This window comes from Arthrobacter sp. TJ-58 (assembly GCF_058269295.1).
In genome coordinates, this window is record NZ_JBZCNM010000005.1 from 131,340 (window position 1) to 150,673 (window position 19,334).

Here is a 19,334-nt window from a genome sequence, read left to right on the forward strand (position 1 = left end):
GAATCGGGGAATATCTGCCGGCAGCTGACCGTTCTGGAGAGTAGATGCAAAAGCATGAACTTAGGAGGTCGGTATGTCGGATCGCAGAATCGTAGTCGTCACAGCGGGTCTGGGGGTTCCCTCGTCCAGCAGGATGCTGGCTGACCAGTTGGCTGCTGCCGCCCGGCAGGCACTGGAGGCATCCGGTGCAACGGCCTCCGTCAGTACCTTTGAACTTCGCGAATACGCCGTGGACGTCGCCAACAACATGGTGACCGGTTATGCCCCGCCCAAGTTGGAAGCACTCATCAATGAAGTGGTGGACTCAGATGCCCTGGTGGCCGTGACGCCCGTCTTCACCGCTTCCATGAGCGGACTGTTCAAGTCCTTCTTCGATGTCCTCGACAACACCTCCCTGGACGGCAAACCGGTAATCCTCGGGGCTACCGGCGGCAGCGCAAGGCACTCCATGGTGCTGGACTTCGCACTGCGTCCCATGTTCAGTTATCTTCGCGCCCGGGTTGCTCCCACAGCCGTGTATGCGGCCCCGGAAGACTGGGGATCCGGGTCTGCCGACGCCGGAACGGCCCAACCGGGAGTGACAGCCCTGGACGCCCGGGTTCGCCGCGCTGCGGGTGAGCTCGCTGCCCTGTTCGGAGACCAACAGCCGGCGGCACGCCGGGATCCCATGGCGTCGCTCCCGTTCGAGCAGTTGCTGGCCCAAACCCGGCAAGGGTAGGCCCGGCGCCGGGCGACTAGCCTTCATTACGGGTGAGTGCCGAACTACACTCGACAGGAGCCGTCCCGGTCTCCGGGAACCTCACCAGCCCAGGAGCCGAACATGGCCCAGCATGCTGACCCTGAGTCATCCTCGCCTTCGCCGCAGAACGGGACCGAGCCGGTGCCTTCGGCCAATCCGTTTCAGCCGGGCCCGGCAGCGCCGTCGGTTGCGATTCTCCCTGCGCCCACCTCGGAACTCGTGCGGGCCGTCTCGGAGGGCGGCGGCGTCGTCGAACCCCTTTCAAGCCGCACCGACGCGCTGGTACTGGCGGAAGTTGTTGGTCCCGGTGACGTTGAACGCGCCGTCGCCGCGCACGCGAACATCCGCTGGGTGCAGCTTCCCCTTGCCGGCGTGGACCAGTACGACCAGGTCATGAGAACCCACTCGAAGATCGAGTGGACCAGCGGCAAGGGTGCCTTCCGGCAGCCGGTGGGGGAGTTTGCACTGGCCCTCACTCTTGCCGTGATGCGCAATATCCCGGCGTATGCGCGCTCCCGCACCTGGGGGCAGCCACAGGGGACGTCGCTGCACAACCGGCGGGTGGTCCTGGTGGGTGCCGGCGGAGTCGGACAGGAAATCCTGCGGCTGCTGAGTTTATTCACGGAGCATGTCACGGTGGTCCGCGCCCATAACCGGCCGGTTCCGGGCGCCGAACGCACCATTACCGATGCGGGGCTGGATAGGGCACTGCCGGCCGCCGACGTCGTTATTCTTGCCGCGGCCATGACTCCCGGCACTGCGCATCTGATGGATGCCCGGCGGTTGCAGCTGATGAAGCCAGACGCCTTCCTGATCAACATCGCCCGCGGGCCCCTGGTGGACACGGATGCCCTGGCGCAGGCGCTCGCTGCAGGCAAACTGGCCGGTGCAGCGCTGGATGTGACCGATCCGCAGCCCCTGCCGGACGGGCATCCGCTCTGGACGGAGCCGCGTGCACTGGTGACGCCGCACACCGCTGAAACCCCCGCGATGGTGGCTCCCCTTCTGGCCGGACGCGTGCGGGACAACGTACGCAGGCTCGCTGCCGGACAACCGCTGGACGGCGCAGTGGACGTTGAAGCAGGGTACTGACTACCGGTTGAGCACCTGACGGATGAACTTTTCGGTGCGCGCTTGCAGCCCTTCAATTCGCGTCTTCACGACTACGTCAGGATCGGGGTGTATGGCGGTGGGCTTGACCTCGGCCCGGACATTGCGGGAGCAGGTGAAGTCCGAGTGGATGAGGGTGCCCACGGTGTTGCCGTTCCGGCCCGGTGCCCCTGCGCGCTTGGTTACGAAGAGGAAGACCTCGTCCTCGGAATAAATGTCCTCGCACAGGGCACAGAGGACACGGCGGTTCCTCGGCGCAGCAGTATCAGGGGCGCGCAGCAGGACGCCGACTACGGACCCTTCAAAAGGAGCCAGCAGATAACCGCGTTTAGGCATCTTGTGATCACGCCAGCCCAGCTGGTCCAGATTTTCCCAGTCGATCGATTCAAGGTCCTGCGGAAGGCGCAGCGCCGCCGTCTCGGACCGGCTGGCATTAATGAAGGACCGGCGGATGGCAGATTCCGTCATTGGTTGCATGCAAGGACTGCTTTCATCGATAGGTGGGCAAAGCGGTTCCCATTTTAAGCCCCGGCTATTCCCGGATTTCCTCCCGGCGGGGTTTGAGACGGGCCGGTACATCAGCTGCCGTCACTGCAGGGAACTCACAGCTGAACTCCCCGCGGTAGCCAAAGAGGAAACCGAAGATCGGGTTGCGCACCTGCAGCTGGATACTGAACCGCTGACGGTCCTCGTTCCAGGACTCGTACAGGTCCGCACTCCCGCTGAACAACCGGGGAACCGTGAAACGGAGTTTGCCTTCAGAGAACCGGAGTTCGGTGGAGCGCAGGTGCAGCGAGCCGTCCTCGCGCACCGCCAGCTGGAGATCGGTCGCCAAATGCTGGTGGGTTCCCAAATAGTCGACGACGCCGCCGCGCCCGGGGCTGAAGATCATCGTGGCGTCGAAGCGCCGGGGCTTTCCGGGACGGACTTCAAGGGTGCGGGCGAAGGTGACCGTCGGCCGGCCGAAGCCGTCCACATATGGGTAGTTCTCGATGGTGAAGGGGACGTTGGTTCCCGAATCTGGAAAGAGGATGTTGCGGAAGGCGCCGACTCTCAGGAAAGGAACCGTCCACCAGGCGCCACGCCGGACCTCGGCAAAAACACCGTGCCCAATGCAGGCATAGCCGGCTTCAGGGTCCACACCAAAACGGCGCTGCAGCATGGGATGCAACCGGTCGAATTCGGGGCCGAGCGCCTGCCGGAAGATGGAACCCGGGCTCACACCGGCGGGAGGAACAGGACTGTCGGCCCCCAGCGGGCTGATGTCCGGGCTCATGCCGGTTCCTGCAGATCCGCCAGGGCAGAGGGAGCCCCGGAGACCGTTCGGTCGGTTGTTGACCTGCTGCAGCGTGCGGCCCGCGGCACGCTCTTGGCTGCGGGACAGGCTAGTGCAGCAATGGTAAGCGTGGCCGCCGGCAGCGTCGTGCTGAGGCGTCGAGGCCGGCTTCTGATTCCGCCTGGGCTTCCGGGTTGCCTTAGGGGCTGGACTCCGAGCTGGACTCCGGTGTTGGTTCCGGTGTCGGTTCCGGCCGGGGCCCTGAACAACAGGAGAGCAAGGCCAATTCCGATGGCGCGGGCAACCCCGTCAGCCAGCCAGGCATTGCGGGCCGTTGCCGGGTTCGTGTCATTCTCGGCCCACAACCGCAGCCGATCAAAGCTGACGGCGGTGGCCCAGCCCAGTGCGGGCCGGATGACCCGGGCATCCAGGAGCTTCCCCAACCCTCCCCAGCCCGGCTGATAGTTGTAGCCGGTGATGAACCTGACACCGCCGTCGTCGGGCACATAGCGCCAGTATCCGGCCCCGGATTTAATCGGTGAAAGGACATCCGAAGTGGCGAACTTCAAGACGGACGTAGTGTGTCCGCTTCCGGATACCCGCGTCCCCAGCGATGTGCCCGTGCCGCGGATGGTGTGGAACGGGAGGGCGAATTCGTAGCTAAAGTGCTGCGTCCCGTCCTGACCGCTTCCTTCTGCCGCCGCAGGGGCAGTCCCTGGGGCAGCCGCAGGAGCAACGGGACGGATGGCGGTGAAGCGCAGGTCCCATCGGGGATGCAGATCAGGATCCTGGCTGAGTTGCCAGAGCCTGTCGAGACTGGCCCGCACCGGAATTTCCACATAAATCTGCTGTCCCTGTTTCCCCATGCGGGAAGCCTAATGCACGGCGCCGGCCGGTCTTGCTATCAGGCGGTGGAGGTTTGGATGTGGCGGTTTGGATGTGGCGGTTTGGATGTGGAGATTCGGCGGTGGAAGTTCGCCCGTGGTGCCGGCAGGAGCACTGTCAGGCTGAAACCGGGGGCTGTTCTGTGGATCCGTCCCAGCCGAGGTTGGTCGCCATGCGCTGCAGCACGGCCACCAGGGCGCTGTACTCTTCCTCGGAAACGTTTTCCGTCAGCTGTTCACGGATGCGCTCGACGGCGCCGCGCAGGTTCTCCAAGCTTCGGCGGCCGAGATCCGTGAGCTGGTACTGGCCTTCGGTGAGATCCACCCAGCCGCTTTCACGCAATTCCTCAATCAGCTCCGCTGACGTGATGCTGCCCTCCACCACGGGAAAGAAGGGCTTCAAGGCATCCGAAAGTTGCTTTTCAGTGGCAGGGCTGTCCGTCAGGAGATTCATCATCTGCCATTGCCGCCTGGTGACACCGTGCTCTTCGAAGCTGGCTCCAAACTGGTCGTCAACCAGCTGGTCCACAAGTTTGAGCCAGAATCCGATGGGGCGTTCGTCAGTAGCCATCACCCCACTGTACAAATCAATCTGTGTTGGCGGAATGGCTGATTTCAGAGTTGGGCGCGCATTCCGCAGCGGGGGCAGGGGGCCGACCGGGCGAGATCAAGGCAGACTACGCAGACGGGAAGGCGTCCATCGTCGTCCCGGAGGGGACGGTTGGGCATGGTCTTTCCGCAGAAGGGAACGGGGCGCTTAGCGTGGTGCATCGCCCGGCGCTTGCAGGGAGTGCAGAAAACATGCACAAGTTCATCTTCATCCTTGGCGCTAGCTTCCCCGGGCCGGACGAGGGTTGAATCCTGAGTGTTCATATCCCTTTCCTGGTGACAACACAGGACAGCCAGCGTGCGACACCGGCTGGTGCCTTCAGAATACTTTTCCCTGTCGGCAGGCTGACGGAGATGTCAGCCCGTTGCGGTCTGCGGTTCCGCGGAACGGCGCGGGACAGGAAGCCGTTGTGTGCGGGGTCATGTGCCAAAATTCATAGCTGGCTGCCGTGAGTTGCGGCAGCTGCGGCCCGGACCAGATTCAGACCTCGGTCCCTGAGTCAGATTCAGGCCTGATTCGAGCCGGCCCCCGGACGAGCACTAGTCCAGCAACGCCCGAATGTCGTCCGCGGTGAGCGCGGAGCTGAAGACGGCGTCGTCGTCCATTACAGAGCTGAAAAGCTTGGCTTTCTGCTCCTTGAGCGCCATCACTTTTTCTTCAATGGTTCCGCGCGCAACCATGCGGTAGACCATTACGTTGCGGGTCTGGCCGATGCGGTGGGTGCGGTCCACTGCCTGCGACTCCGCTGCGGGGTTCCACCACGGATCCAGCAGGAATACATAGTCCGCCTCCGTGAGGTTCAGCCCGAAACCGCCGGCCTTGAGGCTGATCAGGAATACGGGGGCTTTCCCGTCCTTGAAGGAAGCGATGACTTCCCCGCGGTTGCGGGTGGAACCGTCCAGATAGGCGTAGGGGATTCCGGCGGCATCCAGACGTGCTGCGGCCTTTTTCAGGAACGAGGTGAACTGACTGAAGATCAGCGCACGGTGGCCTTCGGTGGTGACATCCTCCAACTGCTCGAAGAGGGCATCAAGCTTGGCCGAGGACACTCCGGCGTACTCGTCATCAACCAGGGAGGCATCAAGGCTCAGCATTCTCAGCAGGGTCAGCGACCGGAAGACGATCATCCGGTTCCGGTCCAGATCCTTGATCAGGCCCATCAGCTTTTGACGTTCGCGCTGCAGATGCATCTCGTAGATTTTGCGGTGCTTGGGGCTCAGTTCCACCTCCAGCACCTGCTCCTGCTTCTCCGGCAGATCCTTGGCTACAGCTTCCTTGGTGCGGCGCATCAGCAGCGGCCGGATACGGCGCCGCAGCCGGGCCAGGAGTTTATGGTCCTCGCCGCGTTCGATCGGACGCTGGTATTCCTCGATGAACTTTCGGGCCGAGGGGAAGAGTCCCGGCGCCACAATGGCAAAGAGGCTCCACAACTCCAGCAGGTTGTTTTCCATCGGGGTGCCGGTAATGGCCAGTTTGAACGGAGTGTTGAGATCCCGCGCGCACTGATGGGCCCGGGTGGTTCGGTTCTTCACGAACTGCGCCTCGTCCAAGATGAGCCCGTCCCATTCGAGGGCCCGGTAGGAAGCAAAGTCCAGCCGGAACACCGCATAGGACGTGACGACTATGTCCGCGTCCTCAGTCAGCTTGGCCAGCGCCACCTTGGACTTGGCGGTGGTGTCGGGGATGGCGACAGCGCGCAGACCCGGAGTGAAGCGTGCAGCCTCGGAGAGCCAGTTGGGCACCACGGAAGTAGGCGCCACCACCAGGAACGGCCGCCGCGGTGCGGGATCGCCGCCGGAGCCGGCGTCGTCGTTTGCCGCCTGCTCACGCGCGTGGGCCAGCAAAGCCAGCGTCTGCAGCGTTTTACCCAGCCCCATGTCATCCGCGAGGATGCCGCCGAGCCCGTGTTGCCACAGGAAGGCGAGCCAGTTGAACCCTTCAGCCTGGTAGGGACGGAGGTCAGCCTTCAACCCGGCCGGCAGCGGCACCTGTGCCACCGAGTCCAGTTCCAGCAGCCCGGTGACCGAAGCACGCCAGGCTGAGGCCTGTTCGGTCTCCTCCGCCAGCTCCTCCAGCTCCGACCAGAGGCCGGCCTGGTAACGGCTGATGGTCATTTCACCCGTTTCCCACTCCTGCAGGCCTTCGGCTTCTTCCAGGAGGGCATGGAGCTGGGCGAACTCCGGCCGGTCGAGCGAAAGATAGGTGCGGTCGGGAAGCAGAATCTTCGTTTTGCCCTGTGACAGCGCCTTGAACACATCCGCGAAGGGCACAAGCCGGCCCTCCACCGTGATCATGATGCCGAGGTCAAACCAGTCCCGGCGCTCTGTTTCCACCGTGGTGATCTTGAGTTCGGGCACACTCGTGAGTTCACGGTAGGCGGGTCGTTCGCCAAGGATGTCCACCCTCACGCCGTCGACCTTTTCGATCTTGGGCAGCAGGTACTCGGTGAATTCCGCAGTGTCGATGCCCTGGTAGGAGCGGCTGCGCGGCACTGAACCCAGGACCTTGCCGACGGCGGTCAACAGGTCCGCTTCTGCAGCCACGTCCCGGTAACCCGATGCAGGGTCCGGCCTTGTGCCCAGGGCGATCCGGGTGAGCTCATCCCCGTGCCGGTACTCCCATTCCCAGTCCAGGAACAATGAATCATCCGGCTGGAAGGAAGCACTGAGCACCAGCAGGGGAGGAGAGATTTCGGGGAATTCCACCGACTGGTCGCTGCTCGTCACGGGCAGCACCTGGCGCAGTTTGGGGTAGAACTTCTCCAGGAACACCGGAGCGTCTTCTTCGGGGATCATTACCGGCGCGCTGTTCAGGAGCAGGCCCTTGTCCTGATCGGTCAGCGGGCGTGCGGTGGGTGCCAGCGTGATGACATTTTCCGGGCTGCGAACATAGATTCCGTGGCCCGCGATCAGGCCGGCGGCATCGGTGGGGTACACCTCGCCGTCGATCTCCAGGACCGGAAGGAGCTGGAGGGGAACGGCCCCGGTGTCCGCGGCACCGGATTCGGCAGCACTGGGCTCAGCAGCACGGACCTCGGCGGCACGGACGTCGAGGGACAGCGCTGCCCGCTTGCCCAGCTGGATAACGGTGTCCTTTTTGGTGCCGACAAACTGCACGCCGATGCGCCGGGCTTCTTCGAGCAGCTGCCACAGCAGGGGGTTGGAGAAATCGTCCAGATAGAGCCAGGAGTCATTTTGGCCGAAATAGCTCACACCGTTGGATCGGTGCAGAGCGGGAAACTGGGAAAACCAACGGTGCTGTTCCGGATTCAGCTTCAACCCGTGGGTTTGATAGGCGATGTTGCTCCAGGCGAGATTGTTCTTGACCCAGTTGCCCTTGGTGTTGCGGATGACGGGCCGGACACCCAAACGGAAGGAGGTGTTTCGGTGGGCGCTGCGCGGAGCGGGGGCTCCCCACCTGGCGCTGATTCCGGCGTCGGATGTGCGGATCTCAAACTGCAGTGCCAAGGGTGTGGCGGAGGCGGCACCGGAACCCGTGAGCGCGTGGAGGTCCGCATCAATCAGGGTCTGCAGTGACTCCTGCCAGGCCGGCACTGCGGCTCTGCCGGAAGCGCCGGGACGGATGAATTCCTGCCTGGCTACGAGATGATCGGTGTTGCTCTGCAGTGCGACAGCAGCCACATGCTTGCAGTCGAACCCAACCGGGCAGCTGCAGTGGTTGTCCAGCAACCGGTAATCGCCCTGCCGTTTTTCCCCCAGCTGGAGCATGGTCCGGTACGGAACGGAGGAGTGTCCGCGGACTTTGGCGCGGAGCACTTCACCCTGGGGCTCCCATTCCAGCTCCACTACCGCGCCGCCCTTGGCATAGGTTTGGCCGCGTTGGAAAGCTGCTCCGCCGACTACCCGGATGATGTCCGTGACGTCGATCAGAGGCGGTGAGGAAGGCATGTTTTTATCGTCTCACGCACCCCGGACACTTCCACGACCGGCCGGTTGGCAGCTCCAATGTGAAGGTGCCGGATGCCTCCGGGGCGGTCCCTGCAAACTGCACCGATTCTCGCTAGCATCATGGATAACGCAGATCACAATGGCGTGGTCTGCGTCCTTCTTCTTTGTCTTTCCTTAGTCCCGGCGGGACTCGCTTGCGGCTGCCGACTTGCCGCACCACCGGTTTAGGAACAGGCCGACTGCACGAACGAATAGACGGAACCGGTGAATTTGGGGTCGGGGACAAGCCGTACCTGCCCTTGTCCGGCGTGTGTTTCGATGTCTATAGGCAGTTTGGTGCCCGTCTTATCTTCAGCCAGGGCGTGTGCGTCGCATCGCGCCGGCAGCACCGACAGCTCCACGACAGTAGGACCATCGGAGCCGTTCACCGAGATGTTCCGCGGCCACGGCTGCCGGGGATCCTCCGCCAAAAGAGTGGTCCCGCCGAAGCTTTTGAGGGTAATGCTGCCGCTGTTTCCGGTCGGGACAATCGAAAGGCGTACGACGGCGGTGCCTCCGTCCGGTGAGACGGCGACGTCCGGGGACAGCTCCAGCGCAGCTACGTCGAGGACCGCCTGCTCCAAGCAGTCCTGTTGCTGAAGCCGCTCCAGTGCAGCATACGGATCGGGTGCCGCATAGTTCTGTTGCTGTCCGCTCACGGTCAAGAGAACAGTGGCCTCCGCTGGCGGTGTTGTCTGCAGCTCCGGACTTTCGTCGCAGTTGGGGGCTGCGGTCAGCGGGGCTGGCAGGGCGACTGTCGTGCCCGCTCTGAGAATGCTGTGTCCCGAAGGCCCTGGCATCCACCTGCTGGTGTCTGCGTAAAGAGGGGTGCTGAGCTCTGCCGCAGTAATGTCCACCGGTCCCGGACCGTTGTTGGTCACCAACATGCTGATGATGCCCTCACCTATGTTAAGCCTGCGTTCATCGAGGGTCACCGTAAGCCCCGGGGGAGAGGGTGGAGTTGAGGACGGAGACGGGGGTGGAGCTGGAATTGCAGTTGCCGTTGGGGCGGGTTGCCCGGATGATCCGGACTCTTGGGAGGTGTCTTGAGTACATGCGGAAACGGCTGGGCCCGCAGCGAGGGCCAAAACTGAAACAGCGATCCACCGCCAACCAGGGCTCCTCCTCCTGGGAAGGATATTGGAGGGGGCAGACTGTTGCTCAGCATGAATAACTGCCACACGAAAACATTAGATCCGGGAGGAATTCCGGGACAGACTGCGCCTCAGAAGGGCGGGGGAGTGTCGCCGTAGTCGTAAGGCCCAGTGTCCGCGGACGAACCCCAAAGCGGCGACGACGGCGGATCTGAGGCAGCACCTGAGGCAGCCTCTGGGGCAGCACCTGGACTGTCCGTGACAACCCCTGGCATGCCGATGGGTGGAGAAGCGGAATCCGTGCCCGAACCCGAGGCAAGGTGAAGATGCGGTTCGGTGCGGTAGGTCCGGCCGCCCGGTGAGGTCCATTCGATAATGCCGGGTGAGTGCTGTCTGGCTTTCCAGAAACCTTGGGTTTTGAACATGTGGTGGCGTCGGCACAGGTGTTCGAGGTTGTCATGATCCGTTGTCCCGCCATGGGACCAGGGTCTGGTGTGGTCGATCTCGGAAATCAGAGCATTGGTCCGGCAGCCCGGGAACCGGCAGGTGCCGTCCCGTGCCCGCAGCCAACGCTGGAGCCCGGCCGGTACTTTGCGTCGGCGGCCGACCCGCAGGATCTCTTCGGTGTGCGGATCGCGTTCCACCGGAGTCCACCGGGCCGCCTGGCGTGCGAGTCTGCGGGCTGTTTCGGCGCTGATCGGCCCGTAACCGTGCAGTTCCGCAGGATCCTCATCGGCTCCGAGGAGGGTTTCGGCGGTGATCAGGACCAGAATCTCGGTCCGGGCACCGGAACCGCGCCTAATGGGACGGTCCCCTCCGCCGACACCTGCACTCCCCCTTTCACCGCCTCCGCCTACGCCTTCACTGTCAGAGTGGTTGGAGCCCCGGCCGAGCCGATCACCGACTCCGCTGCCAGTACTTTCAACACTGTCAGCACTATTCGAACTGTCAGCGGTCTCGTTCTCGCCCCGGACCCACACGCCGTCACCCTCAGCGTTACCGCACGGGTCTCCGGATTTGCCGCCGCTGGTCAGCAGGTCAGCAAGGATATCGGCACGCAACTGATCCACCGGACGGGGATCCCCGGCAGCCTGCTCGCCCCGAGCCGCAACACTGAGCTGCGTATAGATCGCCTGCGCTTTCTGCGCCGGAAGAAACGCTGAGAGCCAGGACATTCCGTCAGTGTCCGGCTGTAAACACACCCGGCGGGTGCCGAACGCGCTTTTGTGCCGGACCGCAATGGTCTCCGGATACCGGGTTTCGCGCAGCCGGCGGGCTTTGACCCGGAACTGCGCCAGAGTCAGACCCCCGTCATGCTGCCCGGCCGCCGTCAGCAGATCCATTTCGAACCCCGGCAGGTCAGGGGCAGGAATGTTCTGGGACTGCTCCAGCACGGTCTGCACCTGCCCGTAACCGAGGGTTCCCGCTTCCAGGCGCTGCAGGGTGGCCGTATGGGTATCACAAAGGGTTCCGGCGTCCACCATGAGCATCTTCGCGGTCCCGGTAGGCAGGTGCAGGATTGCTGCTGCTTCCTCCGCCGCGAGACTGAAAGCCAAACCCGGATCCAGTGCCCAGCCTTCCGGCATGCCTGCATCCTCTGCCCCCGACTCCTGCAAGCCTCTTTCCGGCAGAAAGCCGTTCCGGAAGATCCCCTCCAACCGGTTCAGGACCCGGGCCTGCTGAGCCTGAGCCCACCGGACAAGGTGGTCCAAACGGGCCAGGACGGCACCGGCTTCATCCTGGTCAAAGACTTCAACACCTTGCAGAGCCAGGCTCCCGGTGAACCCGTCCCCGTAGCCGGAATAGTCCGTGCCGGTGAACGCCGCGACTTCTTGAGCATCCGGTGCCGGAACTGAACGGGCTCCACCGGTGCCGGGCTCGGCCGCGTACACGGACAGGCTGCGCACCATAGCCGTCCTGTCACCTGTGCAAACATCACCTGCACAAGCACCACCGCCACTTCCACCCGCGCCGGCCGAAGCGTTCCCTGAAGAAGATCCGTGCTGATCCATGTCCTCAGGTTTTCATCCGCCACTGACATTCCCGACCCGAAAACAGCTCCGAAAGACCCAAAATCAGCCCTGCCAGTACGGGCCGAATACCCGTCTTTTTCGGCACTCCCGACAGCCATATGGACTGCCACTCTGCCACTCTGCCACTCTGCCAGAACTGCCACTCTGCCAGAACTGCCACTGACTTCGGGACACCCCTGCCGCCAGAACAGGCCTGCCTTTATCCGTTCGGCTTGACCACAGGGAAGCGGCCGCTGGGCTCTTCATCTTCTTCGAAGTGGCTGGCTGCCGACCCAACAATCAGCGGATCGGGCGCATGTGCAACCGAAGTGTCCTTATTCGGATAGTTCACGCTGTGCAGCACAAACCGCATGGCTTCCAGCCTGGCCCGCTTTTTGTCATTGGACTTCACCACAGTCCATGGCGCATCACCGGTATCCGTATAAAAGAACATGGCCTCTTTGGCTTCGGTGTAGTCATCCCATTTGTCCAGACTGGCAAGGTCCGTGGGGGAGAGCTTCCACTGCTTCACGGGGTCTGTTTCACGGGCCGCAAACCGTGCGGCCTGCTCCGCCCGTCCCACGGAAAACCACAGTTTGTTGAGCAGCACTCCTGAATTCACCAGCATGCGCTCGAGTTCGGGCACTTCGCGCATGAACTCCAGATACTGGGCAGGAGTGCAATATCCCATGACACGTTCCACACCGGCCCGGTTGTACCAGGACCGGTCCATCATGACGATTTCTCCGCCGCTGGGAAGCCTTGCCACATAGCGCTGGAAGTACCACTGGGTGCGCTCTGTGTCGGTGGGCTTCTCAAGCGCCACTATCCGGGCACCACGGGGATTCAGATGCTCATTGAACCGCTTGATCGCCCCGCCCTTGCCGGCGGCGTCACGGCCCTCAAAGATGAGGAGCATTTTCTGGCCGCTTTCCTTCACCCAGAGCTGCATCTTCAGAAGCTCTATCTGCAGGGCGCGTTTTTGTTTCTCGTAACTGCGCCGGCTGAGCTTCTTGTCATACGGGTAATTGTGCCGCCAGGCTTCGCCGTCGACACTTTCAGTGATTTTCTTGCTTTTGATTTTCAGCTCGCGCAGCTCATCGAGTTCGCCGGCGTAATCCGGCGTCAGCGCCACCTGCTTGTCCTGATCGGAGGAATCGAACTCGGACGCCTTGGAAACCTCCCGCTCTTCCGACTTCTCGGGCAGCTTTTTGTCTTCTACGGTGGCGGTGGCGGTGACGGTGGTCTTGTTCGTAGCCATAAATATCTCCTGCACGCGGACGGTGATTAACGAATCTACGTCGCCGCAGGAAGGCAGGGAAGAGCTGCCGCCCCGGGGCCTCGGGGCGGCAGCAGTCCGGAGAATAGAATCTTCCCCATCGATATTGACGTGCGACGGCGGATTACGCGCCGAACTTCGCGGAGAAACGGTACATGAACGCCGCCATCGCATCGCGGTTCACCGGGCTGAGGGGATGGAAGGCGCTGGTACCGTTCCCCGCCTGCCAGCCGGTGGAGATACCTGCAGACGCCAGCCAGGAAATCTCCTTGTAGAACTGATTGTTTTGAGCCACGTCCGTAAACGGAGCATTCGCAAGGGGAGTTTCTGCCGGACTCTGGTTGCCCCGCACTTCAGCAAAGCGGTACATAAAAGCGGCCATGGCGTCACGGTTAACCGGTTGCAGGGGCCGATAGGTTCGGGAACCGTTCCGCTCCGCCCACCCGGTGGAGATGTTTTCTTCCGCCAGCCAGGTGATTTCTTTGTAGAAAAGGTTGTTCGGCGCGACATCCGCGAACGGTGACACCTGCGGCGGCGTGAAGTCCGGGCTGCCTGCCAGCCGGTACATGAACGCAGCCATCGCATCGCGGTTGACGGGCCGCAGAGGTCGGTACGTCCGCGTTCCATTGGCCTCGACCCAGCCGGTGGAGATGCCCGCGGACGCCATCCAATTCATTTCCGCGGAGAACAACATGCCGTGCGGCACATCAGTGAAGGGCGGCGCCTGCGCAGCGACCATGGACACCGCAGCAGCAGCGTCCAGCAGCTTCGGACCGCAGTAGGGTTTACAGGTTCCCGGCAGGGTCCGGGCCGTTTCCTTGAGCGCTGCTTCCACCTGAGCGGGAGTCAGTCCAGGATTTGCGGCCAGCAGAAGGGCCGCTGCTCCGGCCACATGCGGAGCAGCCATGGATGTTCCCTGATAGAACTCGTAGCTTTCGGCAGCAGGGACCGAAGCGCCGCTGTTCAGCGTGGAAAGGATGCCGTCGGATTCGCGCTCAAAAGTGCTTCCGCCCGGAGCCATGAGGTCCAGCTGCGGGCCATAATTCGAGTAATCCGCGCGGGACCCGTTCCGGTCAGTGGCCCCCACTACGACGACGTTTCCGCAGTTTGCCGGCTGGCTCCGGCCGGCGGAAATGCCGTCATTGCCGGCTGCCGCCACTACGACGGCGTTCCGGCTTACGGCGAAGTTGATCGCGTCCTGCATCGATTGGGAGCAGGTGCTCACCCCGCCCAGGCTCAGGTTGATGACCCGAGCAGGGGTGGGGTTCACGGCCAGGTCAGGCAGCTCGCCGCCGGCCGCCCAGATGATGCCGTCGGAAATATCGGACATGTAACCGCCGCAGGTGCCCAGTGCCCGCACCGGGAGGATCCGGGCTCCGGGGGCCATGCCGCTGATGCCTGCGCCGTTGTTCGTGCTGGCGGCAATAATTCCGGAGACATGCGTGCCGTGCCAGGTCGACGGGCTGCCCACCGTCCGGCCGCATCCGCCGTCGGGATACCAGTCACCCTCGTCCTGCGGGTCGGCGTCGCGCCCGTCGCCGTCCCCGGCCACTTCCAGGTCGGAGATGACGTCCGCCCCGGGCAGCAGCTGCCCCTGGAGGTCAGTGTGCGAGGTGATGCCGGTATCCACCACGGCCACCACCTGGCCTGCGCCGGTGGAGGCAGCCCACGCCGCCGCCGCGTTGGCTCCGCCGCCGGCGCCCGTAAGGCTCCACTGCTGCGGATACAGGGGATCGTTCGGAGCCGCTGCAGCCGGCTGCAGGAGGACATCTGGTTCCACAAACTCGACGTCCGGATTGGCGGCCAGGATGCGGACGACGTCGGCGGTTTCCTCTGCGCTGAGCGTCCGGTCCACTGCCACTACGGTTGCTCCGGCCGCGGTCTGGCGCAGCTCGGTCACGGCAGCGCCCAGGGGAACGCCGGCTTCCACATAGGACTCGGCCCGGTCAGCAGCGGAGGGTGCGGCGCGGTCGGCAAACTTCACGACGAAGCGGTTGGTTCCCGCCTGCTGCCCGAAGTCGGCGGACGGCGGCTGGTCAGTCTGGCTGAGCGCGGCGGCCGGCGAGGCCATCAGCATGCCGCCCGTCAGAAAGAGGACAGCTGCACCGGCTGCGGTGCGGACCCGGACACGGGCACCAAGAATCTTCGCCAAAAAGTGTTCCTGTTCAAACGGAGACCGGCTGAGCAACGTTCAGCGGGTAAATAGACGGCGGCTTTTGCCGCGCATGCTGACTCTATCCCGTGGAATGACGAACTCCCCGAAGTACCTGCAGTGCCAAACCAAAGTGTCAGTTTGCGCGGGAGTCCCGCAGCGGGGAGCCGGGGAAAATGTGCCGGAATTCTTCATTCATAATGAATATTGATGAATTCTCTACGCACCAAGGTTCTGTCCCTCGCCGCACTGCCCGCATTGTTGTTCGGTTCCGTTTCCTGCACTCCGCTGACGGAGTCCGGCCCTGATTCCGGAACAGGACCCGGGCAATCGTCGGCCCAGGAGGTGGCAGCAGGGTCCGCGCTGGAGCAGCTGGAAACCCTTCCGGTCAAGGGACGTGCCCCCAAGACCGGCTATGACCGGGACCAGTTTGGCCCGTCCTGGGCGGACGTGGACCACAACGGATGCGACACCCGCAACGACATCCTGGCCCGGGACCTCACCGCCGTCATCTTCAAGGACGGCTCCAAGGAATGCGTGGTGGCCTCCGGCACCTTCGCCGATCCCTACACCGGCACGACCATCAACTTCACGCGCGGCAATGAAACCAGCACTGCCGTCCAGATTGACCACATTGTGGCGCTGTCCGACGCCTGGCAAAAAGGAGCCCAGCAGCTCTCCGCTGAGGAACGGCGCCAGCTCGCCAACGATCCGCTGAACCTCATGGCCGCGGACGGTCCGGCGAACGGTTCAAAGTCGGATGCCGACGCCGCCAGCTGGCTGCCGCCGAATAAAGCCTTCCGCTGCGAGTACGTGGCCCGCCAGGTTGCGGTCAAGTCCCGCTACCAGCTGTGGGTCACCCCGCCTGAGCACGAAGCGATTGCCGGTGTGCTCTCCACCTGCCCGGACCAGCCGGTTCCCGATGCGGGCGCGAGCGCCGCAGCAGCCGCGGATGCTGCCCCGGCGGCGCCTGAAAGGGCGGTGCCCGAAAGCGCTCCGGTCTACGCGAACTGTGCGGCGGTGAAGGCTGCCGGAGCGGCGCCCATCCGTTCCGGTGACGCGGGCTGGGACCCCAAGTTCGACGGCGACGGAGACGGTGAGGGCTGCACCTCCTAGCCGGAAGGCACCCCGCCGAACCGGCCCTACCGGCCCTCGCTGTCCTGGAGAGTGAGCGCCGCGGTGATCAGCGCAAGATGGGAGAGCCCCTGCGGGAAGTTGCCCAGGAACGCATGGTCCGCCTCGGCGATCATCTCGGTGAAGAGGCCGACGTCATTCGCCAGCGGAACCAGCTGGTCCATGAGGTCCACCGCTTCTTCCCGCCGGCCGACATGGGTCAGAGCGGAGACCATCCAAAACGCGCACGCCACGAAGGTGCCCTCCTCCTTTTCGGCACCGCTGTAACGGTAGAGCAGGGGCCCGCGGCCCAGTTCTTTCCGCAGCGCATCGAGGGTGGAACTCATCCGCTCCCCGCGGTCGAAGCCGCTGATTGCGTGCAGGAGGATGGAGGCATCCAACTTGTCTGATCCCGGATACCAGACGTAGCTTCCGCGTTCCTCGGACCAGCAGTTGTTCCGGACCCACTCCGCAATCCGCTCTTTCTCCGCCCGCCACCGCTTTCCGGGACCGGGTATCTGTCCCAAATCCGCCAGGTGTGAGGCGCAGCTGAGGGCATGCCAGCAGCCCAGCTTGGATGTGGTGTAGTGCTGCTCGTCGTACAGTTCCCACATCCCGGCGTCGCGCTTTTGCCACGTGTCGCAGGCGAGGTCCGCCAGATCGGCCAGCAGCCGCCCGGTGCCCGTATCCAGGACATGGCCGGCGTCGACATAGAGCTGAACAATATTGAACAGGTCGCCAAAGACGCCCATCTGCAGCTGGGACGCCGCATTGTTGCCGCGGACCACCGGCCCGATCCCGCGCCAGCCGGGCAGGTCCAGCTCCTGGGCTCCTTCAGCCCGGTCTCCGTTCAGAGCCGTGAACACCTGCAAGTCCTTCCCCTGGCTGCGGATGTTCTTCAGCATCCCGGCGACGGCGGCATGGACCTCCTCGCGCAGGCCGAACCGGATCAGGGCATTGAGGGTGTACGCCGTGTCCCGAACCCACGCGTAGCGGTAGTCCCAGTTCTTCCCGCCGTTCAGGCTCTCCGGCAGCGAGGTCGTGGCGGCAGCGGCCACAGCGCCGGACGGACTGTGGATCAGCAGCTTCAGCGCCAGCGCACTGCGCTGTACAGCTTCGGACCACGGCCCGTCATAGGTAAACTCCCGCATCCAGCTCTGCCAGTTGGCGATGGTGCGGTCGACGCCGGCATCAACGGTCTGCGCATCCGGCAGTGCCAGCGGCTCGTCATAGGTGGAGACAACAGCCACCAGGTGCCGGGAACCGGGGGAGGTGGTGAAGGATCCGGCAATGCTGCGGTCCGAGACCTCCTCGCTGCCGTGATGAAGTCCGCGGACGCCGATGGTGGTCTGCTGGGCATGAAGCACCGGTCCGTGGGCCGTCTCTTCCACCCAGGGCGATGCGGTACCGAAACAGTTGCCGGGTATCACGGCCCAGCGCATCCGCACCATGCCGGCCACACCCTCCACCCGCCGGGCCAGCTCGCCCCAGGGCAGGCGCCCGGCAACGCCGGTATTGAGGGAATCGGTCACCCGGACGGTTCCGGAGGAGGTACTGAAGGTGGTTGCCAGGACGTTGGATCCGTCCACGTAGGCCCGCTCCACCGTGAAGTCCTCCTCCGGACGCAGCTCAATCCGGCCGCCGTCGTCGGCATCCAGCAGCGCCGCGAACGAGGGAACCGAATCCAGATCGGGGGTGGGGTACCAGTCCACCGAACCGTCCAGGGCCACCAGCGCGACCGTGCGTCCGTCCCCGATCGCCGCGTAGGAGCGCAGGTCCGCATATCCGTTGGTGCGGGTCTTAGGGCCAGCCGTGTTTGATGTCGGAGCGTCAGCGTGTGACGGCGGAGAGTTCTTGGCAGTCATTGCGGCCTTCCTCTGGCATGCCTGTAAAGCAGGTCCGGTCCTTCCATCCTAGGGTTGCTGAAAAAGGGGTGCTGAAAAAGGGGTGCTGAAAAAGGGGTGCTGAAAATCGGCTGCGGTCCTGCCGGCTGCAAACCGGACACGGCCGTTAGGATGGCTTCAACGTTCCGGCAGATCCGGAATCCGTTGCCTTATTGCACTGGAAACAATTGTTTTCCTTTTCGAAATGTCTCGCTGTCAGGATCGGAATATGACTTCTTCATTAACCATCGGATATGCAGCAATGCTGGAGCAGTTCCACCCCACGGAAGCGGTGGCACTTGCTGAATACGCCGAAAGCAGGGGATTTTCCGGCGTCATGGCCGCGGATCATTTCCAGCCGTGGGTTCCCGCCCAGGGCCAGTCCGCTTTTGTCTGGAACGTCCTGTCCGCTTTGGGGGAACGCACCAGGGGCGACATTGGCCCGGGCGTCACAGCTCCCACTTTCCGCTGGCATCCGGCCATGGTGGCGCAGGCTTCGGCCACGCTGGCGGCCATGTATCCGGGCCGGCACTGGCTGGGCCTGGGCTCCGGAGAAGCGCTGAACGAGCACATCACCGGGCAGTACTGGCCGGAAGCACCCGAACGCATCAACCGCATGTTCGAAGCGATCGAGATCATCACCAAGCTCTTCACGAACTCACTGGCCGGCAAGGACGTGCGCCACAAGGGTGAGTTCTACAAGATGGAATCCACGCGCCTGTGGACCATGCCGGAAGTCGCCCCGGAAATCCTGGTGGCCACCGCCGGCCCGGTGACGGCCAAGCGCGCCGGACGCCACGCGGACGGACTCATCACGGTGGGCGCTCCGCTGGAGAAGATCGGCATGCTCTTTGAACGGTTCGACGCCGGTGCCCGCGAGGCCGGCAAGGATCCGGACACTATGCCCAAAGTCCTGCAGCTGCATATGAGCTGGGCAGAGACCGAGGAAGAAGCCCTCACCAATGCCATGGTGGAATGGCCCAACGGCGGCATGAAGTTCCCCAAGGGAGACATCCGTTCACCGTTCGAGCTGGAGCAGATGGCCAAGCTGGTCCGCCCCGAAGACTTCGAGGGCCGGATGATCATTTCCAGCGATCCGGACATCCACCGCGCCTACATCCAGAAGTTCGTGGACCTGGGCTTCGACCGCATCTACCTGCACAACGTGGGGCGGAACCAGCGCGAATGGATTGATGTCTTTGGCAGCAGCGTCCTGCCCGCACTGAAGCGCTGAC

At 63.6% G+C, this 19,334-nt stretch carries 14 protein-coding genes; 4 read left to right on the forward strand and 10 right to left on the reverse strand.

The features are described 5' to 3' along the window. Positions 1–73: 73 nt before the first annotated feature. Both AC4D2W_RS15110 and AC4D2W_RS15115 read left to right on the forward strand, forming a co-directional pair. Positions 74–718: a CE1759 family FMN reductase gene (locus AC4D2W_RS15110; RefSeq protein WP_490927738.1), complete on the forward strand. Its 645-nt coding sequence runs from the start codon at positions 74–76 to the stop codon at positions 716–718. A 102-nt stretch (positions 719–820) separates the two neighbouring features. Next, the gene (locus AC4D2W_RS15115; RefSeq protein ID WP_490927739.1) at positions 821–1,831 is read left to right on the forward strand and encodes an NAD(P)-dependent oxidoreductase; all 1,011 of its coding nucleotides are present in this window, start codon (positions 821–823) and stop codon (positions 1,829–1,831) included. Here AC4D2W_RS15115 and AC4D2W_RS15120 read toward each other — a convergent pair whose 3' ends face one another. The 9 genes from AC4D2W_RS15120 to AC4D2W_RS15160 form a co-directional block, all read right to left on the reverse strand. Continuing rightward, on the reverse strand, positions 1,832–2,317 hold the full coding sequence (locus tag AC4D2W_RS15120; RefSeq protein WP_490927740.1) for an FBP domain-containing protein: 486 nt from the start codon (positions 2,315–2,317) through the stop codon (positions 1,832–1,834). Between the two features lie 64 nt (positions 2,318–2,381). Next, positions 2,382–3,125 carry a DUF4166 domain-containing protein gene (locus tag AC4D2W_RS15125; protein WP_490927741.1) on the reverse strand — a complete coding sequence of 248 codons (744 nt, stop codon included), beginning with the start codon at positions 3,123–3,125 and terminating at the stop codon, positions 2,382–2,384. Further along, positions 3,122–3,991, reverse strand: a complete 870-nt coding sequence (locus AC4D2W_RS15130; RefSeq protein WP_490927742.1) for a hypothetical protein — start codon at positions 3,989–3,991, stop codon at positions 3,122–3,124. The genes AC4D2W_RS15125 and AC4D2W_RS15130 overlap by 4 nt, the downstream gene beginning before the upstream one ends. A gap of 136 nt (positions 3,992–4,127) precedes the next feature. Next, complete coding sequence (locus AC4D2W_RS15135; protein WP_490927743.1) at positions 4,128–4,580, reverse strand: MarR family winged helix-turn-helix transcriptional regulator; 453 nt, start codon at positions 4,578–4,580, stop codon at positions 4,128–4,130. 578 nt (positions 4,581–5,158) lie between these two features. Continuing rightward, positions 5,159–8,527 (reverse strand): DEAD/DEAH box helicase, encoded by a 3,369-nt coding sequence (locus AC4D2W_RS15140; protein WP_490927744.1) that lies wholly within the window; start codon positions 8,525–8,527, stop codon positions 5,159–5,161. 224 nt (positions 8,528–8,751) lie between these two features. Continuing rightward, entirely contained in the window at positions 8,752–9,225 is a 474-nt protein-coding gene (locus AC4D2W_RS15145) for a hypothetical protein (RefSeq protein WP_490927745.1), read from the reverse strand. Between the two features lie 566 nt (positions 9,226–9,791). Further along, a complete protein-coding gene (locus AC4D2W_RS15150; RefSeq protein ID WP_490927746.1) occupies positions 9,792–11,570 on the reverse strand; it encodes an HNH endonuclease signature motif containing protein in 1,779 nt (592 codons plus the stop codon). 322 nt (positions 11,571–11,892) lie between these two features. Next, positions 11,893–12,933, reverse strand: coding sequence for a polyphosphate kinase 2 (gene ppk2 / locus AC4D2W_RS15155; protein ID WP_490927747.1), 1,041 nt, complete (start codon positions 12,931–12,933; stop codon positions 11,893–11,895). A gap of 142 nt (positions 12,934–13,075) precedes the next feature. Then, positions 13,076–15,103, reverse strand: a complete 2,028-nt coding sequence (locus AC4D2W_RS15160; RefSeq protein ID WP_490927748.1) for a S8 family serine peptidase — start codon at positions 15,101–15,103, stop codon at positions 13,076–13,078. A gap of 210 nt (positions 15,104–15,313) precedes the next feature. Here AC4D2W_RS15160 and AC4D2W_RS15165 point away from each other — a divergent pair, with 210 nt between their 5' ends. Next, positions 15,314–16,219, forward strand: coding sequence for a GmrSD restriction endonuclease domain-containing protein (locus AC4D2W_RS15165; protein WP_490927749.1), 906 nt, complete (start codon positions 15,314–15,316; stop codon positions 16,217–16,219). 26 nt (positions 16,220–16,245) lie between these two features. Here AC4D2W_RS15165 and AC4D2W_RS15170 read toward each other — a convergent pair whose 3' ends face one another. Continuing rightward, the gene (locus tag AC4D2W_RS15170; RefSeq protein WP_490927750.1) at positions 16,246–18,081 is read right to left on the reverse strand and encodes a glycoside hydrolase family 15 protein; all 1,836 of its coding nucleotides are present in this window, start codon (positions 18,079–18,081) and stop codon (positions 16,246–16,248) included. Between the two features lie 247 nt (positions 18,082–18,328). Here AC4D2W_RS15170 and AC4D2W_RS15175 point away from each other — a divergent pair, with 247 nt between their 5' ends. After that, positions 18,329–19,333 (forward strand): TIGR03557 family F420-dependent LLM class oxidoreductase, encoded by a 1,005-nt coding sequence (locus AC4D2W_RS15175; RefSeq protein ID WP_490927751.1) that lies wholly within the window; start codon positions 18,329–18,331, stop codon positions 19,331–19,333. Position 19,334 lies beyond the last annotated feature (1 nt).